This is a genomic window from Acinetobacter sp. G18, from assembly GCF_052660225.1.
On sequence record NZ_CP109658.1, the window covers coordinates 1,187,610 to 1,206,116 of the forward strand.

Here is an 18,507-nt window from a genome sequence, read left to right on the forward strand (position 1 = left end):
GGTTTTTAAGAATCTTGGCTCTCCCACCTGGGCTCGAACCAGGGACCTGCGGATTAACAGTCCGTCGCTCTACCGACTGAGCTATGGGAGAATCTGGAAAAGGATTTTAGGGAGGAAAGGAGGCTAGGTCAAGGGCTAATAAGAGAATTAAAGAGAATATCTAATCGTTTGGCTTAAAAATACACGAAACATTGATTTTATTCAAAATAATGGAAAATTATTAAATCATTAGAAAAGAAAAAGCCCACAATAAATGTGGGCTTTTAGAATCTTGGCTCTCCCACCTGGGCTCGAACCAGGGACCTGCGGATTAACAGTCCGTCGCTCTACCGACTGAGCTATGGGAGATTAGTAGATGGCTCTCCAACCTGGGCTCGAACCAGGGACCTGCGGATTAACAGTCCGTCGCTCTACCGACTGAGCTATTGGAGAATCTGATGCGCATTTTATGGATGAAATCTAAATGCGTCAATAAGAATATTAAAGAAAATGAATCGTTTGCTTGATTAATATGCTTTTACTGCACTAAAAACAAAAAAACCACCCTAAAGAGGGTGGTTTTTTATAAAGAAATAAAATTATTTCTCTACACCAGCTGGTTGACCTGCAAGTTTTGCATTTGCATAGTCCCAGTTCACAAGGCTTTCTAAGAAAGTTGAAATGTATTTAGGACGCAAGTTACGGAAATCGATGTAGTAAGCATGTTCCCATACGTCAATTGTTAATACAGCAATTTGGCCGTGTGCAAGTGGAGTGTCTGCATTAGAAGTTTTAGTAATAGAAAGTTTACCGTTTACTTCATCAGCAACTAACCAAGCCCAACCTGAACCGAACTGAGTTGTTGCAGCAGCAGCGAATTCTTCTGCAAATTTTTCGTAGCTACCGAAAGCTTCGTCAATTTTAGCAGCGATTGCGCCAGTAGGCTTACCACCACCATTTGGTTTCATGCTGTTCCAGTAGAAAGTGTGGTTCCAAACTTGAGCAGCATTGTTGAAAATACCAGCTTTAGAAGCATCACCAGCAGTTGCTTTAATGATTTCTTCTAAAGTTTTACCTTCAAGGTCAGTGCCTTTAATTAAGTTGTTTAAGTTAACAACATAGGTATTGTGGTGTTTGTCGTGATGGTATTCTAAAGTTTCTTTACTGATATGTGGCGCTAAATCATCATAGCCATATGGAAGTGCAGGTAAAGTAATGGTTGTCATGTTCCTATTCCTTGCATTTGCTGGGTTATACAATTAAGTGGCTCTATTGTAAATGATTCTGGTAACAATAGGGCATCGTTTTAAAGAACTATACACAATAAAGATCTAATTAATACGCATAACACAGATTGAAAAAAAGACTTAATTAAATCGGATTATTCAATTCAAAATATTCAGCTTCAATTGCAAATTGTTTTGAAATGGCTTGGGCCAAACGTTGAACACCATAACGTTCGGTTGCATGGTGACCACAGGCAAAATAATGAACACCTAATTCTTTAGCTTCGTAAAAAGTTCGTTCACTCACTTCACCAGAAATATAAGCATCACAGTTTTGCAAAGCCGCTTTAGAAATATAATCTTGAGCACCACCTGTACAGAAGCCTATTTTTTGAATAGTTTGTTTTTCTGCCGGTAAGTGAATAACCTTAAAATCAAAGCTATTTTGTAGTTTTGTTTTAAATTCCTCTACAGAAAGCGCTTGTTCTAAATAACCGATATTACCAATCGGATGTTTTTCGGTTAAATCAAGAGGTTCTAAATTTTGTAAATTTAATTTCTCTGCAATCGCTACATTGTTGCCCAAAGTTGGGTGCGCATCTAACGGCAGATGGTAAGCGACTAATGAAATATTATTTTGAATGAGTTTTTTAATGCGTTTACCTCGCATTCCTGTAATTGGGTACGGTTCGCCTTTCCAAAAATAACCGTGGTGTACGAGTAGTAAGTCTGCATTTTGAGCAATTGCTGCATCAATAGCATCTTCGGAAGCAGTAACGGCACAAACGATACGATTTACTTCAGTTGAACCTTCAATTTGCAGGCCATTTGGTGCGTAATCTTTAAATTCTGCCGCTTTTAAGGTTTGATCACACCACTGAATAATTTCATGCAAATTCGCCATGATATTTCCTGAATTGAGTAGTAAATAATTGCTAAAGCTATAGAAACATATTTTGTTGTGTAACTAAAGCTAGACAAATCTTTTTTGACTTTTTTATGTATATCGACATATTTAATTTAAAATGCCTAATTGAAAACTCTTTTTGTTCAATATATTAATTTAATTAAAAACTTCTTTTCGTAGAGGATATGAACGTGCGCCGCACCTTTACATGGTTACCTTGGGTGTTACTTATTATTGTAATTGCCAGTTTTATCGCATGGCAAAAATACCATCGGCCGAAACCAACTGTTGCAGTTGATGGTGTGCAAATGCCTGCTGAGAAAGTTGAACCACTGGTGGATACTTCTCGAACGGGCGGGGTGGTGTCCTATAGCGCTGCTGTAAAAGTTGCAGCGCCGGCAGTTGTGAATATTTTTACGACCCAGAAAGTTAAACAAAATCATCCTTTATTGAGTGATCCTGTCTTCCGTGAGTTTTTTGGAAATCAGGTTCCTGAACAACAACAGCAAAATGAAAATAGCTTAGGATCTGGTGTTATTGTTCGTGCCGATGGTTATATCTTGACCAACAATCATGTGATTGCTCAAGCTGACCAGATTGTAGTTGCTTTACATGACGGACGTCGTGCCGTAGCTACAATTGTCGGGACAGATCCTGATACAGATTTGGCAGTGATTAAAATTGATTTAGATAAGTTACCAGTATTGCCATTTAAATTGAGTGGTAATGAAGTTGGTGATGTTGTCTTAGCAATTGGTAATCCATTTGGTGTGGGTCAAACAGTAACTCAGGGAATTGTTTCCGCAACTGGTCGCTCAGATTTAGGTATCAATACTTACGAAGACTTTATTCAAACAGATGCTGCAATTAACCCAGGTAACTCGGGTGGTGCGTTAATTGATGTCGCAGGTAACTTGATTGGTGTAAATACTGCTATTTTCTCGCAATCTGGTGGTTCATTAGGTATTGGTTTTGCGATTCCTGCTAAAGTTTGCCAACAAGTACTCAACTCTATTTTAAAAGATGGTCGTGTAGTCCGTGGTTGGTTAGGTATTAGTTTACTTCCACCTACGCAAGATGATGTATTAGCACCAAAACAACAGGTCGGAGTTGTAGTTGCTGACGTGTTGAAAAATGGTCCAGCAGCTTCAGCTGGTATTAAAGTTGGCGATAAGATTGTTCAAGTAAATAATGAACAGATCACTTCAGCTTCTCACTTAATTAACTATGTGGCTTTACAAGCACCAAATAGCGAAATTAATGTATTGGTTGAACGAGATGGTAAACAACAAAACTTTGTTGTGACTGTAGGGGAGCGTAAAGCGCAAAATACCCAATCTCAGTATATTCCACTTCCAAAACGTTAAAATCTAAATAAAAAAAGCCTCGTAAAGAGGCTTTTTTTATGATTACTCATTAGGAATGACTAACACTTTGATGCTGATTTTTAAATTCAGTTAAAGCTTCAATTCGATATTGAATGAGCATTTCACCAATTTCAGCACCTTTAATATTTTCAGGTAAATTCTGAACTTTGATTGAGCGAACGATTTGCATGGCTTCAAGCATATATTGAGCTTGAGGATAAGGACGATCTTCTAATCCTAATCTTCCTTTTGCATCACATTCACACGCTTGTACAAAAGCTTCTACTCTTTCAGGACGACGTAAAACATCTAGGCGTTGTAATAGACGCCATAAAGTGCCTGGTTTTAAGGACATAATCTGGTGGCATTTTAAATGTTCTTTGCACACTGATAATGCCAACTGCTTGGTCTGAGTTGGAACTCGTAAACGTTCACACAACTCAGTAACTGGTTTAATGCCACGCTCTTCATGCATGATATGGCGAGGAAGCTCATCAGCAGGGGTCAATGCTTTACCAAGATCATGCACTAAAACAGCAAAACGTACGTCGAGTGAATAATTCGATTTACAAGCTTGTTGTAATGACATAAGAGTATGAATGCCACAATCTACTTCTGGGTGATATTCAGGACGCTGAGGTACACCAAATAAAGCATCAATTTCAGGGAAAAGATGTTTTAACGCCCCACAATCACGCAGAGTTTGGAAGTAAATGTCTGCATGAGTTTCCATTAAAGCGCGAGAAGTTTCCTTCCAAACACGTTCTGGTGTTAATGCATCTAGTTCACCTGACTCCGCCATAGTTTGCATAAGCTGCAAAGTCTCAGGAGCAATTTGAAAACCATATGGGAAGTATCGTGCTGCAAAACGAGCCACACGTAAAACCCTTAAAGGGTCTTCAGCAAAAGCTTCTGAAACATGGCGTAGAGTTTTATTCTCTAAGTCGCTTTGCCCACCATATGGATCGTATATTTTGCCGTCTTGATCCATGGCTATTGCATTGATGGTTAAATCACGACGAATTAAGTCATCTTCTAAGCTTACAGTGGTATCAGTAAAGAATTGAAATCCGTGATATCCCTGACCTGACTTCCGTTCGGTTCGTGCAAGTGCATATTCTTCTTTGGTTTGGGGATGAAGAAACACAGGGAAATCTTTGCCTACAGGTTGGAAACCTTGGGCGAGCATGTGTTCCGGCGTTGCACCGACCACAACATAGTCCTTTTCTTGATAGGGATGCCCAAGTAAATAATCTCGAACAGCACCGCCTACTAAATACACTTGCATGAAAAAACCTCTATTCTTCAAGCAATCATGCTACAGAATAGAGGTTTTCTCAAGTCATTAGAAACGCTTTTCGTAAAAAGCAGTTTCTAAATTACTTTTCTTGTTGTTGAATTTCAGCAACAGTTAAAGCAGTCATATTGATAAGGCGGCGAGTCGTCGCTGTAGGTGTCAAAATATGAACTGGTTTAGCAGCACCTAGCAAAATTGGACCAATAGTAACGTTGTTACCAGAAGTTGCTTTTAGCAAGTTAAATGAAATGTTTGCTGCATCTAGGTTCGGCATAATGAGCAAGTTTGCTGAGCCTTTGAAGCGTGAACCTGGGAATGCAAATTGACGAATGCTTTCGTCTAATGCTGCATCACCATGCATTTCACCTTCAACTTCAAGCTCTGGAGCTTGCTCAGATAAAATACGATAAACTTCACGCATTTTTTGAGCGCTTGAATCAGTCTGGTCGCTGCCGAAACTTGAGTGAGAAAGTAAAGCTACACGTGGTGTAATACCAAAACGACGTACTTCTTCAGCTGCTAAAATTGTCATTTCAGCAAGTTGTTCAGCAGTCGGGTTAGTGTTTACATAGGTATCAGCAATAAACAAGTTACGGTCTTCAAGCATTAATGCATTGAGCGTGAAGAAGTTGTTCATACCTTCTTTAAGGCCAATAACGTTGCGTACGAAGTCTAGGTGAATGTTATAGCTACTGTAAGTACCACATAACATACCATCAGCTTTACCAAATTTAACCAGAAGTGATGCGATTAAAGTTGAACGACGGCGAGCTTCACGTTGAGCATATTCAACAGTAATGCCTTTACGTTGCATTGTTTGGTAGTAGTCTTTCCAAAACTCTTCGTACATCGGGTTTTGTTCTTGATCTACAATCTCAATGTTCACGCCATGTTGTAAACGTAGGCCTAATTTTTTGATGTTTGCTTCAATGACAGCAGTACGACCAACTAAAATTGGTTTAGCTAAATCTTCATCAACTGCAATTTGAACAGCACGTAATACGCGTTCATCTTCACCTTCAGCGTATGCAATACGTTTAGGATCTGTTTTTGCTTGAGCAAAGATTGGTTTCATCAAGAATGCAGAGTTATAAACAAACTCAGACAGTTTTTGACGATATGCAGCAAAGTCTTCGATAGGACGAGTTGCCACACCTGAATCCATTGCAGCTTTAGCAACAGCAGGTGCGATTTCTAAAATTAAGCGTTGATCAAGTGGACGTGGAATTAAGTAGTCACGACCAAATGAAGCAGATTTTTCGCCATAAGTAGCAGCATCAGCTTCTACGTGAGCCATACGTGCAATTGCATGTACACAAGCAATTTTCATATCTTCATTAATTGTTGTAGCACCTACGTCAAGTGCGCCACGGAAGATATAAGGGAAACATAAAGCGTTGTTTACTTGGTTCGGGTAGTCCGAACGACCAGTTGCCATGATGACATCAGGGCGTACTTCATGCGCGTGTTCAGGTAAAATTTCTGGATCTGGGTTTGCCAAAGCAAAGATAATAGGATTTTCAGCCATTAGTTTCACCATGTCTTTGGTGAGAATGCCAGCAGCTGAAAGGCCCAAGAACATATCTGCGCCAGCCATTACTTCATGTAATTGAGTCGCTTTAATGTCTTGTACATAACGTTTTTTAGATTCATCTAAGCCTTCACGTGAAGTCGTAAGAAGACCACGAGAGTCGGCTACAATGATATTTTCTTTATTTACGCCTAAAGCGCAAAGTAAATCTAAACAAGAAAGGGCAGCAGCACCTGCACCTGAAGCAACAATTTTGATTTCTTCAATTTTCTTGTTAACCAGTTGTAGAGCATTTAATAATGCTGAACCTACAATAATACTTGTACCGTGTTGATCATCATGGAACACAGGAATTTTCATGCGTTCACGAAGTTTCTTCTCGATATAGAAACATTCTGGCGCTTTGATATCTTCAAGGTTAATACCGCCGAAAGTTGGTTCTAATGAAGCAACAATATCAACGATTTTATCTGGATCGTTCTCAGCAATTTCAATATCAAATACGTCAACACCAGCGAACTTTTTGAAAAGAACGCCTTTACCTTCCATTACTGGTTTAGAAGCTAATGGACCAATATTACCTAAACCAAGAACCGCAGTACCGTTACTTACAACAGCAACTAAGTTGCCACGTGCAGTGTATTTTGCAGCAGCTGAAGGATCACGTTCAATCTCTAAACATGGAGCAGCAACCCCTGGTGAATAAGCTAGAGCTAAATCTCGTTGGTTGACGAGTTGCTTACTAGGCGTGACGCTGATTTTCCCTGGATTTGGATATTCGTGGTAATTTAAAGCGGCCTGTTTTAAAGATTGATCGTCCATCTGAGTCTCTATTTGATACAAAAAAGCAAACTAGTCAAATCACTCATTTAGGGGGAGGCAATGTGATGCTCTTACTATGCTTTAATTTTTACCAATTAAGAGAATAGTAGACGAATTGCCAATAGCCCCATAGTGAGCTAAATGCTAAAGAATATAACACTACTTCTCTATTTCTCACAGTCAAAAACGCTCATTTTTGGAAAAACCAGTGCATGTAAAATAGACTGTTAAAACAATTATGAAATATGTGTATTTGATTGAAGATATTGCTTAATCTGATTTGGATGAAGTGGGCGACTAAAGAAATAGCCTTGTAAAAAATCACATTGTTGTTTTTGTAGATAAATAACTTGCTCTTCGGTTTCAACACCTTCAGCCACCAGTTTTAACCCCATACTTTTGCCCATCGCAATCATGGCATTGACAATAGCTTCTTGTTTTTGATCGCCGATTTTTGAAATAAAGGCCCGATCAATTTTTAAAACATCGATTGGATATTCTGTCAGGTAAGCTAAAGATGAATAGCCTGTACCAAAGTCATCGAGTGCAATCGAAATATTGCGTTCTTTAATTGAATGCAATAGTTTTTTCACATTATCAGTATTGTCTAATAAAGCCGATTCAGTAATTTCGAGTTCTAGATTTGATCCATCGAGTTGATATTTCTCTAAAACTTCATCTAAATCATTCAGTAAAAGTCCACGATGAATTTGTTGAGCAACAATATTTACAGAGACTTGAATATCTGAATAACCTGAGTTTTTCCACTGTTGTAATTGTTTGCCAACCTTATCTAAAACCACTTTACCAATATCGGAAATAAGGCTACTACGTTCGGCAAAAGGAATGAACATATTCGGCATGACTAATTCCTTGTCAGGATGTTGCCAGCGAATTAAGGCTTCAAAACCTTTAACAGATTTATCATTTAAATTAATTTTTGGTTGGTAATAAACAATAAATTCATCATTTTGGATAGCTTTGCGTAATTCTTGCTCTAAATCTGCGGTTTTATACGGATTGCTTGCTTTATTGAAATAGTAGCAAATGGTGTTACCACCTAAACGTTTTGCTTCAGATAGTGCTTGTTCGGCATGGTTATTGAGATGGTCAATTTGTCTACCATGCTCTGGAAAGCAGGCAACTCCAATAGAGGCGGTAATAAAATACTCTTGTTGATCAATATAAAATGGAGCATTTAATGCTTGTAAAATATTTTGGCAATATTGCTCAATATTAGGATGAATTGGTGATATTTCATAAATAATTGCAAAATCATCACCATTTAAGTAAGCCACTAAAATGGCATTAATGTTGGTGAGGCGTAGACGCTGTGCAAACTGTTTTAGTAATTCATCACCACTATCATTATTTAAAAACTCATTAAACGCTCTAAACCTATCAATATTAATACGTATTAATGCAAGATTTTTAAAGCTATAAGATGGATTAATTAAATACTGGTGTAATTGATTGTAATAATAAAAACGATTAGGAAGATGAGTTAAGCTGTCATAATTTTTTAAATAAGATAAATGTTGCTCTTGTCGCTTTTGTTCGGTTAAATCACGTGCAAAACCAATATAATTAATAACTTGATTATGTTCATCTTTCACAGCATTAATATGGAGCCATAAGTGAACACTTTTACCTGATACAAACTTTTCATCAAATTGACCCATATATTCGCCAGTTTTAAGTAGCTGCTGGGTAATGGAGTCATGAAACTCTTGTTGCTGTAATTTCTGATTTATTGTGATATTGAATAGTTGTTGATTTAACAATTCAGATTTAGAAAACCCAGTTAATTTTTCATAATAGGGATTAACATCAATATAATTTAGTTTATCATCTAAAATAAAAATTCCTTCTGCTGCTTGTTCAAGCACAATAGCGCAAAGTCTCAAATGTTCTTGATCTTTTTTTTCTTGATGAATATCTCTGGTCATTCCCACCATACGTAAAGCTTTATTGGTTTTAGGGTCACGGCTAATGACACGACCTACATCATGTATCCAGCGCCAAGAACCATTACGCCGTAAAATACGAAAGGTAATATTGAAATGATCAGATTTTCCATCTAAATGCTCTTTTAAACGCTCGTCAAATAACTTTCGATCATTAGGGTGAATACGTTCTAAAATTGTATTGAGGTGTAAAGATGTATTTTGCGTCTGCTTTTGTCGATCAAAAAAAGTAATTTCTAATTTTTGTTTTTCAATGTCCCAATCCCACGGACGAATACCAGCAGTTTCATGAGCAAATGCTAAATTATGATGATGGCTTTCAAGCTTCTCATTCATTTTGGTTAAATCATAGGTCCTTTCACGTACTTTCTGTTCGAGCAAATGATTATTAAATTGAAGCTGTGCTTCAATATCTTTTGATTTATTTACTTCTTGTTGAAGTTGTATACATAATTCTTCAGCCCATTGTGTATGTTGTTCCGCAACTTGTACGAGTTGTTTATTTTTAAATAGGAGCTGAGAAATTTTTTGGTAGTTGCGTTGAGTTGCGTAAGCACAAAGTAGAGTAGCTAAGAAGGCTAAATTATACGCAAAGTAAAAGGGAAGTTGCGATGTCTGTACATGTGTAAACTGGCTAATAATAAGTGGAACAGTACTTGGAATAAAAAGTAAATAAAAATATCGGGGTTGCTGAGTTAGAAAGGTAAGACCGATAATATGAGATGAACTAATAAATAGTCCAATTAGAATATGAACATCAGAGATAGATATAATTGTAGAAGGAAGGGAGAAATGCAGAACAATTATATTTACTCCCATTAATATCCCTGATACCAAACAAATAGCTTGTAGTGTTAAATCAGTTTTTCTAATGAAATTAATGTCACGATAACGTGTTAAAAACTTTGGGATAAATAATAGACAACCAAGACATAAAATAGTGAAACCAATTGACCAAATAAAATTTGTGATGTAAGAAGTAAAGTAACAAGTGAAAATAATGGCCGAAATTAAGCAAAGTAATATTAAGCTAATCAGATACAAGCGAATATATTGAATTGAGAGTCGGAGCTGCTCAATTCTTGTTTGATGCTGTAAATATTCTTCCTGAAGGCCAGACATAAGATTTTTCTATCCTATTTTTTTACATTTATACAGAAAGAATCTGATTTATCAGTGGAAAAGAATTTAAATTAATATTCATACATTAAAAGTAAGTTAACTTTAATTGTTGATTTAATCAATGTTCAATTAGCTTATATGGATAAAAACCGATAATTTAAAATAGATAATGCAACAACAGGCGCAGTTTCGGTGCGTAATACACGGTCTCCGATACACCAGTTCATAAATCCTGCTTGATTGGCCTGCGTAATTTCATTTTCGCTTAAACCACCTTCCGGACCAATTAAGAGAGCGAGTTCTGGTTGGATCCCTGCTAATACATCTTTTTGTTCTTTTTCAGGAGCCAAAACAAATTTGGATGCAGGAAGATCAGAAGATTTTAGCCATTCATGAAGAGGGACGGGTGCTAAAACTTCTGGGACAAAGTTAAGCCCGCATTGTTCACAGGCTGCAATTGCAACAGCTTGCCAATGATCTAATTTTTTTTGGTCGCGGTCGTATTTTAAACGCATTTCACAGCGTTCACTGGTTAAAAGCTGAATTTTGCTTACACCAAGTTCGGTAGCTTTCTGAATGGCATAATCCATTCGGTCGCCTTTACTCATGACCTGACCAAGAATAGCTTTAAAAGGGGCATTACGGTTGGCAGGATTAAAATTCTCAATGGCGACAAATGCATTTTTTTTATTAATTTCGGTGAGTGTCGCAAGATATTCGCCACCTTGTCCATTAAATAGAGTCGCTTGTTCTTGTAGTTGTGCGCGTAAAACACGCACCCAATGATGAAATACCGATTCAGTCAGTTGAATTGTTGAGCCAACTGTAAGTTCAGTTTCGATAAAAAAACGATTCATTGGGTACGCCTTACAAAATTAATTTAAACCAAGATCAACAACAAGTTGACGGGTTGGTTCAACTTGATTCATTGAATAGAAGTGTAAGCTTGGTGCGCCACCTGCAATCAGGCGCTCGCATAGCTTAACAACAACTTCATGACCGAAAGCTTTAATACTTTCACTGTCATCGCCATAGGCTTGTAACTGCTTACGGATCCAACGAGGAATTTCAGCACCAGTACCATCTGCAAAGCGAATTAAGTTGCTTGCATTGGTAATTGGCATAATACCAGGAGCCACTGGAATGTTAATTCCTGCACTCTCCAAGCGCTCTATAAAGTAAAAGTACGAATCTGGATTAAAAAAGAATTGGGTAATTCCTGCATTAGCACCAGCTTGTACTTTTTCAATAAAACGTTGAATATCTGAATCAAGATTTTCAGCTTGAGGATGCATTTCTGGATAAGCTGCAACTTCAATATGAAAATGATCACCTGAGTGCTCACGAATAAAACGTACTAAATCTTGAGCATAAGGAAGCTCGCCAAGTCCAACCTGACCAGATGGTAAGTCGCCACGTAAAGCGACAATACGGTCAATACCTTGTGTCTTGTATAAATCGAGTAGTTCAGCAATACGCGCTTTATCATCACCAATACAAGAAAGGTGAGGGGCAACAGGTGTACCTTTGCCATTGAAATCATCAATAGCAGCAAGCGTGCGTTCGCGAGTAGAGCCACCAGCTCCATAAGTAATCGAGAAAAACTCAGGGTTTAATAGTTGTAGTTCTTGGTGAACAATACGCAGTTTTTCAGCACCGGCATCAGTTTTTGGCGGGAAAAACTCAAAAGAAATAGGTGTACGTTTAGTCATGTCAAATCCTTGTAAACAGCGAAACATTTTAGAAAAAAGGGCAGTCGGTTCACCGTCTGCCCTTAAGTTCTTAGTATTTGTAAGCGTCAGACTTGAATGGTCCCTCAACAGCAACGCCCAAGTAATCGGCTTGCTTTTGAGTTAACTGGGTAAGTACACCACCGAAACCGGCAACCATTGCCGCAGCAACTTCTTCGTCAAGTTTCTTAGGAAGAACTTCTACACGGATTTTTGCAGCTTTTTCGTTTGCAGGAAGGTCAGCAAATTTCTCTTGGAATAAGTGAATTTGACCTAAAACTTGGTTAGCAAAAGAACCGTCCATCACGCGTGATGGGTGACCAGTTGCATTACCTAGGTTTACAAGGCGACCTTCAGAAAGAAGGATAAGGTAGTTGTTTTCGTCTTCTGAACGATAAACTTGGTGAACTTGTGGCTTAACTTCAACCCACTTGTAACCACGTAAATAAGCTGTGTCGATTTCTGTATCGAAGTGACCGATGTTACATACAACTGCACCAGCTTTTAAGCTATCTAACATTGCAGCATCACATACGTGGTAGTTACCAGTAGTCGTTACAACAAGGTCAGTGTTGCCAAGTAAGTCTTGGTTAACATCTTCTTTTTTACCTGTTTGTACGCCGTTTTTGTATGGAGATACAACTTCATAGCCGTCCATACATGCTTGCATTGCACAAATCGGGTCAACTTCTGTTACACGAACAATCATGCCTTCTTGACGTAAAGATTGAGCAGAACCTTTACCTACGTCACCGTAACCAATCACAAGTGCACGGCGGCCAGATAACAACATATCTGTAGCACGTTTGATTGCATCATTTAATGAATGACGGCAGCCATATTTGTTGTCGTTTTTAGACTTAGTAACTGAGTCATTTACGTTAATTGCAGGTACTTTCAAAGAACCGTCTTTCCACATTTCGATAAGACGTTGAACACCTGTAGTTGTTTCTTCGGTAATACCGTGAATACGTTCTAAAAGAGCAGGGTATTTTTCATGAACAAGAGCAGTTAAGTCACCGCCATCGTCCAAAATCATGTTGGCATTCCAAGGTTGGCCATTAATATTGATTTGTTGTTCTAAGCACCATACATATTCTTCTTCAGTTTCACCTTTCCAGGCAAAAACTGGAATACCGCGAGCAGCAATTGCAGCAGCAGCGTGGTCTTGAGTAGAGAAAATGTTACATGATGTCCAGCGAACTTCAGCACCTAATTCAACAAGCGTTTCAATAAGAACCGCTGTTTGAATGGTCATGTGAATACAACCAAGAATTTTTGCGCCAGCAAGTGGTTTAGATGCTGCATAGCGTTTACGTAAGCCAATCAAAGCTGGCATTTCTGCTTCAGCAAGTTTGATTTCTTTACGACCGTAATCAGCAAGTGAAATGTCAGCAACTTTGTAATCTGTAAATGAAGCATTAACCGCGTTCATCAGGATCTCCTAGGAAAAAATAGTATTGATCATTCTGTTCGCGGATGCCGTTGTTGGTTAAAACGAGTGTTTAACCGATCGTCGAGCCTGGCAAATTGATCTTTAGTGCCGATCATTTGTCGCAGCATCCCTCGACTAGCGAAACATTGTACTTGGAAAAGCTTTTAGTGCCAATCCAGTTTTGTTTATTATCTGCTTAATTACGACTTTAGATTTAAATTATGGCCTTAAATATTCCCGAATCTTTGGCAAACCTCGAGGCAAATAGTGGTGTTTTTGCAGTTTGGATGGTGCTAAAGCATTATGGGGTTCAAGTTGATGTTGCTGAGTTGATTAAAGTTTGCCGATATGAGCAAGATGGTACCTATACCATTGCTTTAGCTGTTGCTTTAAAAAAGTTTGGCTTTGATGTTTCATTTTATTCAGATAAAGACCCTAACATTAGCCCCAGCGAACGTATGAGTTATAAAGAGGCAAAGGTGTTGAAAATACCGACAGGGCCTGCTTTGAGCTATCAAGACATTCAAGGCGCAATTCAAAATGGGCAAATGGTAATCGTGTACTACGACACTTTAGAAGGTGTTGGAAATCAGTCGCTCGTTTATTCTGTAGATTCAAACGAAATTTGCTTTTTCGATAGTTTTGAGCCGATGTCAGCAACAGTTTTTGAGAACCAGCGTAAAGCAGAAGGGATTTGTCGTCAGGCTATTGTAATTGGTGATCGTAATTTAAATATTTATTCGACTACATTAAATTAGGTCAAAGTGAGCCAGTAGAGTGCTGGCTCAGATTGAAGTTATTGTTGTTGATATTCTTGAATGACTTCTAAAGCAGCACGAAAAGCTTCTTGAGTAGCGGGAGCACCACAATATGGCAGACTATGCAATAAAGTTTCTTGAATCTCTTCAACTGTACAACCATTGTTGAGTGCGCCACGAACATGGCCTTTAAGTTCAGTTGGCGATTTAAGTGCGGTTAGCATAGCTAAAGTTATTAATGAGCGATATTTACGTGGAAGTACACCTTCACGTTGCCAAGTTGATCCCCATGCATGTTCATTAATCCAGTCTTGTAAAGGCTGAGTAAAGGGTAAGGTATTTTCTTGGGCACGTTTTACAAAAGCTTCTCCCATCACTTCTGTGCGTACTTTTAATCCATTTTCGTAATCTTGCTTAGACATTAATTTCTCCTAAAAATAAAAGCGTCGAGTGACGCTTTTATGGCTATTTATTAATTAATGCGAATCAAAAATGATTGCAATAGTGAATTGGTGGAGGCATCAGTCACACTATTTGATGAGGGTTTGACAAAGGTAGATCCTTATCGAGTTTTTCATCAAAAACATCGGTAAGCATGCTGTCAAATCGAATTGCATTGTATTGCAATAATTGTTGAGCTTCGTTTTCAGAAATAAAGCCTTCTTTTATCGCTTGTGCAATATTCTCTTCAAAAGTAAGACCAGTAAACTTGCCTTTGGATTCAGCTTTCTTAAACTTATCCCAAAGCGGTTCAAGGGTTCTTAAAATCTGGAACGTGTGCTCTAGACGGCCAGTAACATCGTTAGGTTCAGTTGAATAGTACACATGGCGTTTGAGTTGCTCTCTAAACGGATGTTCTTCCATCATAAGTTCAGCAACTTGCTGTTTTAACTCATCATCAGGTTTTGCAATCACACGACCTAGCGGGAAACAAATCCATTTTACTAAGGCTGCTGGGAGCTTGGCTGGGAAGTTGTCAAATAATCCCCAAAATGCTTCCTGAATATTTAAGAACGCTTTTTGTAGTGCTAGTTTTGCATGCAGTTGTTCAGCTTCAGTTTTTTGTCCAGCTTCATAAAACTTTAAAATTGCAGTGGCAATAAACAAGTGTGCATGAATATCAGCTAAACGTCCTGAGAGCATTTCTTTGCGTTTTAAATCTCCTGCAAGTAAACCTAGTGACATATCAGAAACAAGGGCGAAGTTGGCACTAAAACGGTTAATGGTTTTATAGTAACTTGCCGTAAACTGATCTGATGATTGCGGTGCATCACTTGAACCACCTGTCCAACCATAAGCAAATGATTTTGCACCGCGATTAAAGGTATAAGCTAAGTGTTTAAATAACAGGTCATCGAATTTTTGAACTGCATTGGCTTTGTCTTCAGACTGAAGTAATTGCAGCTCTTCAAAAAGATAAGGGTGACAGCGCATCGAACCCTGACCAAAGATCATGAGTGAGCGGGTTAAAATGTTTGCACCTTCGACTGTAATTGCAATCGGGATGGCTTGATAGGTGAGCGCAAGGAAGTTACGAGGCCCAAGCTGAATACCACGTCCACCGGCAATATCCATACCGTGATTAATGACTTTACGCATGGTTTCTGTTGCATAGTATTTTGCCATGGCAGTCATCACCGCAGGAGTTCCGCCTTGATTTAGGCCACATGTTACTAAATAACGGAATGCTTCAAGCATATAGGCATCACTGGCAATTTCACTGCTTGCTTCTTGCACACCTTCAAATTTACCAACAGAAATATTGAACTGTTGACGAATTCTCGCAAAAGCACCTACGGTTAAATAGCTCATTTCACCTGCGGCTGTAGCTAATGCTGGGAGGGAAATACCACGCCCAACACCTAAACACTCCATCAGCATACGCCAGCCTTTACCAGCATTTTCTTGTCCACCGATAATCCAGTCGATAGGAATGAAAACATCTTCACCCTCAACTGTTCCATTCATAAATGGAGAGCCTGGATAATGGCGTGCACCTATTTTTACACCCGGATGGCTTGCAGGAATAAGTGCACAGGTAATACCGTATTCGGTTTTATTTTTATCGCCGAGTAGAGCTTCGGGGTCATAGAGCTTAAATGCTAAGCCAACTACTGTGGCAATCGGAGCAAGTGTAATCCAGCGTTTAGAGAAATTCATACGCAGGCCAAGGACTTGAGCACCTTCATATTCGCCGTAGCACACCACACCCGAATCTGGAATGGCACCAGCATCTGAACCAGCTTCAGGACTTGTTAAACCAAAGCATGGAATTTCTTCACCTTTGGCAAGACCCGGTAGATATTGCTGCTTTTGTGCATCCGTACCGTAGTGCATGAGTAGCTCACCGGGTCCCAGTGAGTTAGGAACCATACAGCTCACTGCTGCAGTTAAAGAGTGTGATGCAATTTTGCTCATAATACGGCTTTGAGCAAATGAGCTAAACTCTTTACCACCAAATGATTTTGGAATAATCAGGCCTAAAAAACCTTTATCTTTAATGAACTGCCAAACTTCAGGTGGAAGGTCTTTTAATTGATGATGAATTTCCCATTCATTGAGCATGCTACATAGCACTTCAACTTCATTATCAATAAAGCTTTGTTCTTCTGATGAAAGTGTAGGGTAAGGATACTTTTCAAATTGCGACCAATCTGGAGCTCCCATAAACAATTCTTTTTCCCACCAGCTTGTTCCTGCCTCTAATGCTTCTTGTTCAGTTGTACTGATGCTTGGCATTGAGTTTGCCAGAGTTTTATAAGCAGGTCTTGTAATTAAGCTAAACCGTAAAGGCTTAAACAAAATAATAATGCTAAGAGCAATAAGAGGAATCCCTAAAAGCAGTGACCATGGCGTTAAAATGAGTGCAGTAAGGATGGCTACAGCAATCGTAATAACACTACCAATGACTCTATTTAGGTTAAAAAAGAAAATTGCCCATATTGCAATAAGCTGAATGACAATACTTAAAACAAAGAGTAGGAAAATCATACTTGCTCCTTGCTAGATAAGCCCTCAAGTTAGACGTTACAAAAGGCGAGGAGAGATTTAAGGCTTAACTAGCTTATTTTTAATGCTGTTTAAATTTGATTTTTTATGTCGCAATTGATCTATATGCTAGAGCAGGGATATATCGTACTTTTAGGTATAAGATATTTTTGAGTGAAAGTGTAATAGCTTGTTTTATCTATTTGTCAAGAAATGTTATTGATTTTCTTATACAAATAAAAAGCCCTCTGTATTAGAGGGCTTTTTATAGAAATTTAATTTTTAAGCTTCGACGACTTGAACAGCGATTTTTTTAGCTGGATCTACTTTACGACGAACTTCTGGTACTGGCTCACCGTGATATTGACGGTCAGCAAAGTAACTCGAACGAACCATTGGCGCAGACCAGATATTTCTAAAACCAAGTTTACGGCCATGCTCTGCATAACGCTCAAACTCTTCTGGTGTTACAAAGCGGTCAATTGGTGCGTGTTGTTTTGAAGGTTGCAAGTATTGACCAATAGTCACATAGTCGACATCGTGAGCACGTAAGTCATCAAGCAATGCAATGACTTCTTCTTCAGTTTCACCAATACCTACCATCAAACCACATTTGGTTGGGATGTCAGGGCAGTATTCTTTAAACATTTTCAATAAGTTTAAAGAATGTTGGTAATCTGAACCTGGACGCATCGCTTTATAGAGACGAGGTACAGTCTCAATATTATGGTTGAAAACATCTGGTGGACATTCAGTCATAATGCGTAAAGCAATATCCATACGTCCACGGAAGTCTGGAACTAAAATTTCAAGTAGTGTGCTTGGACTAAGCGCACGAGCTTCCTTAATACAGTCCACAAAATGTTGTGCACCGCCGTCAAGTAAGTCATCACGGTCAACCGAAGTAATTACTGCATATTTGAGTTTAAGATTGGCAATAGTCTCTGCCATGTGACGAGGTTCATCAGGGTCTAATGCATTTGGTCGACCATGTGCGACGTCACAGAACGGGCAACGACGTGTACAAATATCACCCATAATCATGAATGTTGCTGTACCACCACCAAAACATTCTGGTAAGTTAGGACAAGCTGCTTCTTCACAAACGGTATGGAGTTTTTGAGCACGTAAAGTGGTTTTAATACGCTGAACTTCTTCTGGTGCCGTCATCTTGACACGAATCCAGTCAGGTTTACGCGGCACTTCAACCGTAGGTACAACTTTTACAGGAATTCTTGCGACTTTTTCTGCGCCACGAAGTTTTACACCCTGTTCAGGTTTACGGTGTTCTGACATATTTAACTTTTCCACTCGTTTATAGAGACATTGACATTGTATTATAGCCGAGTTCTTTGGTTAATAGCGGAAAATAACTATT

The 18,507-nt window shown here is 38.7% G+C and carries 13 protein-coding genes and 3 tRNA genes; 2 read left to right on the forward strand and 14 right to left on the reverse strand.

Annotated features, from left to right (window positions below):
- Positions 1–15: 15 nt before the first annotated feature.
- The 5 genes from NE363_RS05575 to NE363_RS05595 all read right to left on the reverse strand — a co-directional run bounded on the left by NE363_RS05575 (position 16) and on the right by NE363_RS05595 (position 2,109).
- Positions 16–91: transfer RNA gene (locus NE363_RS05575), tRNA-Asn, on the reverse strand.
- A 181-nt stretch (positions 92–272) separates the two neighbouring features.
- Positions 273–348, reverse strand: a tRNA-Asn gene (locus NE363_RS05580).
- A gap of 8 nt (positions 349–356) precedes the next feature.
- Positions 357–432, reverse strand: a tRNA-Asn gene (locus NE363_RS05585).
- A gap of 146 nt (positions 433–578) precedes the next feature.
- Positions 579–1,205, reverse strand: coding sequence for a superoxide dismutase (locus tag NE363_RS05590; RefSeq protein ID WP_004700390.1), 627 nt, complete (start codon positions 1,203–1,205; stop codon positions 579–581).
- A gap of 145 nt (positions 1,206–1,350) precedes the next feature.
- Positions 1,351–2,109, reverse strand: a complete 759-nt coding sequence (locus NE363_RS05595) for a Nif3-like dinuclear metal center hexameric protein (RefSeq protein WP_077169451.1) — start codon at positions 2,107–2,109, stop codon at positions 1,351–1,353.
- A gap of 194 nt (positions 2,110–2,303) precedes the next feature.
- Here NE363_RS05595 and NE363_RS05600 point away from each other — a divergent pair, with 194 nt between their 5' ends.
- Positions 2,304–3,479, forward strand: coding sequence for a S1C family serine protease (locus NE363_RS05600; protein ID WP_019457174.1), 1,176 nt, complete (start codon positions 2,304–2,306; stop codon positions 3,477–3,479).
- Positions 3,480–3,528: 49 nt separating this feature from the next.
- Here NE363_RS05600 and NE363_RS05605 read toward each other — a convergent pair whose 3' ends face one another.
- The 6 genes from NE363_RS05605 to ahcY all read right to left on the reverse strand — a co-directional run bounded on the left by NE363_RS05605 (position 3,529) and on the right by ahcY (position 13,383).
- The gene (locus NE363_RS05605; protein ID WP_004700397.1) at positions 3,529–4,767 is read right to left on the reverse strand and encodes a multifunctional CCA addition/repair protein; all 1,239 of its coding nucleotides are present in this window, start codon (positions 4,765–4,767) and stop codon (positions 3,529–3,531) included.
- A 91-nt stretch (positions 4,768–4,858) separates the two neighbouring features.
- On the reverse strand, positions 4,859–7,129 hold the full coding sequence (locus tag NE363_RS05610; RefSeq protein ID WP_004700400.1) for an NADP-dependent malic enzyme: 2,271 nt from the start codon (positions 7,127–7,129) through the stop codon (positions 4,859–4,861).
- Between the two features lie 236 nt (positions 7,130–7,365).
- Positions 7,366–10,218, reverse strand: a complete 2,853-nt coding sequence (locus NE363_RS05615; RefSeq protein ID WP_445535994.1) for a putative bifunctional diguanylate cyclase/phosphodiesterase — start codon at positions 10,216–10,218, stop codon at positions 7,366–7,368.
- 134 nt (positions 10,219–10,352) lie between these two features.
- Positions 10,353–11,075 carry a 16S rRNA (uracil(1498)-N(3))-methyltransferase gene (locus NE363_RS05620; RefSeq protein WP_100191624.1) on the reverse strand — a complete coding sequence of 241 codons (723 nt, stop codon included), beginning with the start codon at positions 11,073–11,075 and terminating at the stop codon, positions 10,353–10,355.
- An 18-nt stretch (positions 11,076–11,093) separates the two neighbouring features.
- Positions 11,094–11,930: a methylenetetrahydrofolate reductase [NAD(P)H] gene (gene metF / locus NE363_RS05625; protein WP_049065827.1), complete on the reverse strand. Its 837-nt coding sequence runs from the start codon at positions 11,928–11,930 to the stop codon at positions 11,094–11,096.
- A 70-nt stretch (positions 11,931–12,000) separates the two neighbouring features.
- On the reverse strand, positions 12,001–13,383 hold the full coding sequence (gene ahcY, locus NE363_RS05630; RefSeq protein ID WP_445535995.1) for an adenosylhomocysteinase: 1,383 nt from the start codon (positions 13,381–13,383) through the stop codon (positions 12,001–12,003).
- A 221-nt stretch (positions 13,384–13,604) separates the two neighbouring features.
- On the opposite strand from ahcY, the gene NE363_RS05635 reads away from it, so the two are divergent.
- Positions 13,605–14,141, forward strand: coding sequence for a cysteine peptidase family C39 domain-containing protein (locus NE363_RS05635; RefSeq protein WP_151750091.1), 537 nt, complete (start codon positions 13,605–13,607; stop codon positions 14,139–14,141).
- 38 nt (positions 14,142–14,179) lie between these two features.
- On the opposite strand, the gene NE363_RS05640 is transcribed toward NE363_RS05635, so the two are convergent.
- The 3 genes from NE363_RS05640 to lipA form a co-directional block, all read right to left on the reverse strand.
- Entirely contained in the window at positions 14,180–14,563 is a 384-nt protein-coding gene (locus tag NE363_RS05640; RefSeq protein WP_445535996.1) for a carboxymuconolactone decarboxylase family protein, read from the reverse strand.
- A gap of 103 nt (positions 14,564–14,666) precedes the next feature.
- A complete protein-coding gene (locus tag NE363_RS05645) occupies positions 14,667–17,132 on the reverse strand; it encodes an acyl-CoA dehydrogenase (RefSeq protein ID WP_445535997.1) in 2,466 nt (821 codons plus the stop codon).
- Between the two features lie 279 nt (positions 17,133–17,411).
- Positions 17,412–18,425, reverse strand: coding sequence for a lipoyl synthase (gene lipA, locus NE363_RS05650; RefSeq protein WP_004700412.1), 1,014 nt, complete (start codon positions 18,423–18,425; stop codon positions 17,412–17,414).
- Positions 18,426–18,507 lie beyond the last annotated feature (82 nt).